The organism is Patescibacteria group bacterium, assembly GCA_022560785.1.
In the GTDB taxonomy this organism is placed as follows: domain Bacteria; phylum Patescibacteriota; class Minisyncoccia; order Phycocordibacterales; family JADFSL01; genus JADFSL01.
On sequence record JADFSL010000050.1, the window covers coordinates 1 to 2,524 of the forward strand.

General features: G+C 40.5%; 2 protein-coding genes. Both read right to left on the reverse strand.

The features are described from left to right. Window positions 1–1,862, reverse strand: a 1,862-nt coding sequence (locus IIB50_03225) for a carbamoyltransferase (protein ID MCH7530100.1), incomplete at its 3' end; no start/stop codon positions are given. A 195-nt stretch (window positions 1,863–2,057) separates the two neighbouring features. Next, a partial coding sequence (locus IIB50_03230; protein ID MCH7530101.1) for an ATP-grasp domain-containing protein occupies window positions 2,058–2,524 on the reverse strand: 467 nt, incomplete at its 5' end.

Genomic DNA, 2,524 nt, shown 5'->3' on the forward strand with positions numbered 1-2,524 from the left:
TCCAACTTAAATATTTCCATCCATTTTTCTTTATCCTGCCAGTTGGGCTGTTCACTCTTTATGAATAAATAATTACCTACAACTAAGTAGTCCATTTCCGTCCGCATAAAACATTTGTAAGCATCGGTTGGAGTGCATACAATTGGTTCGCCACGAACATTAAAACTTGTATTAACAATTATCCCATAACCTGTCTTTTGCTTGAAAGTATCTATCAATTGCCAATATCTTGGATTGGTTTCTTTGTGAACGGTGTGTATGCGTGCGGAGAAATCCAGGTGTGTAATGGATTGAACATCGCTACGAATATAATACAATTTTTCCCGTAGCGGCAATTCATTGTAGTTATCAGGCAGTTCTTTTCTTCGTTCTTTCTTCACAGCGGCAATCAGTAACATGTATGGAGAAGGTGTTTGCAATTCAAAAAAATCTGCACAATCTTCCATTAGGACAGAGGGTGCAAAAGGACGAAAACCTTCACGGTATTTTATTTTTAAGTTCAACTTCTTTTGCATTTCAGTATTTCTGGCGTCTCCTAAAATGCTACGATTACCCAAAGCACGTGGTCCGAATTCCATTCTTCCCTGAAACCATCCAATTACGTTTCCATCTGCGAGCAAATTTGAAACATCCTCACACAGAGTATAAAATTCATTATATTTGTGAAAAACCGCTTTAAATTTTCTACTCATTAGTTCTATTTCTTTATCGGAGTATGCAGGCCCCAAATAAGCACCCTGCATAGAGTCCATTTCTTCATTGATTTTTCGTTCATTTTGAAAATATAAGTATTGAGCAGCGAGTGCAGCCCCCAATGCACCACCGGCATCACCAGCAGCAGGTTGAATAAAGATGTCATCGAAAAGTTTAGATTTCAGTAGTTTACCGTTGGCTACACAGTTCAGTGCGACACCTCCTGCCATACATAAATACTTTGCACCGGTTAAGCTTTTGGCTTCGCTGGCCATCTTAAAAACTATTTCTTCTGTAACCTGTTGGATTGCATAAGCAAGGTCGCAATGGTGCTGCTCTACATTTGATTCCGGTTTTCTGCTTGGAAAACCAAATAGTCTTTCCCACTTTTTCTCCTTGATCATACGCAATCCCGTAGCATAGTTAAAATAATCCTGATCTAACCAAACCGAACCGTCTTCTTTTATTTCAACTAAATGTTCCTTTATCAGTTGGATAAAACGTTTAGTTCGCTCAGAGATTGGATTGCCGTATGGAGCAAGTCCCATTAATTTATATTCGCCTGAATTTACCCTAAAACCGATATAATACGTGAAAGCTGAGTAAAGTAGCCCAACAGAATGTGGGAAGCGTAACTCCTTCAGGATTGAGATAGTGTTTTTCTTGCCAATGCAAATTGAAGCGGTTGCCCATTCCCCCACGGCATCTATTGATAATATCGCTGCTTCTTCAAATGGAGAAGGGAAAAATGCGCTTGCCGCATGTGAAAGGTGGTGTTCAGTAAATAGAAGCTTCAGTTTACTTTTGTTGTATTCTCCTATTTTACCAAGCTCATCACGAATTATCTTTTTTAGGAAAAATTTTTCCTTCACCCAAACGGGCATAGCTGCTAAGAATGATGGTAATCCTTTGGGAGCAAAAGCGTAATATGTTTCTAAAAGCCGCTCGAATTTAAGAAGAGGCTTGTCATAAAAAACCACTGCATCCAGTTCGTCAATGGTAAAACCTGAATTATCCATACAATACTTTATCGCATTCGATGGAAAATCACTCGTATGTTTCCTTCTCGTGAAACGTTCCTCCTGTGCCGCAGCGAGAATATTTCCATCTTCAAGAAGAGAAGCAGCTGAATCATGGTAGAAAGCAGAGATTCCTAAAATTTTTGTCATATCGAAATTTCCCAGATAAACGCTCAAAAAACACAATTCGCACCTTTCGACATCAACAATATTATCAAAAATCCCTGGCATTGTCAAGACTTTATGCTTTTCACCCAAACTCTGCTTCGTATGAATTAGGGATTCTAAGTGGGAAATCTCAATTCAAGTAATCTTTCTTCCACTGTTATTTTGTGGTTTTTGCTGCTATGGATTTTCTAACCAGACTTCGCCGTCGTAGCGGAGCATAATTAAATCATCTTTGAAGCCGTCGAGACGGATATTTGTTTTTTTGCCTGACAGTTCCTGCAATATCCATTTTGGAAAGTTGGCCCCGGCCTTGATTGACAATGGTGCGCCGCCGCCGAACCGCGGATTTATCTCGACAAATTTAACTTTGTCGTTTTTTGTCAGAAACAGTTGCAGAGTTATAACGCCCGGCCCGGCCCCGAGGGTCTCAACCAATATCGCAGCTTCGCTCATAATGCGGGGATCTTTTACCACCTGTGCCTTGCTTACCTCGCCGGCTCTTATCTCGATTCGTTTTCTCGGAACGACGCAGCGAACTCTCAAGCAGAAGTCAACATATACATCGCACGTATGCTCGGTACCCTCGATAAACTCCTGGCAGATAACGTTAGGTATCCTTTTGGCATAGAATAACAATTCCCTGC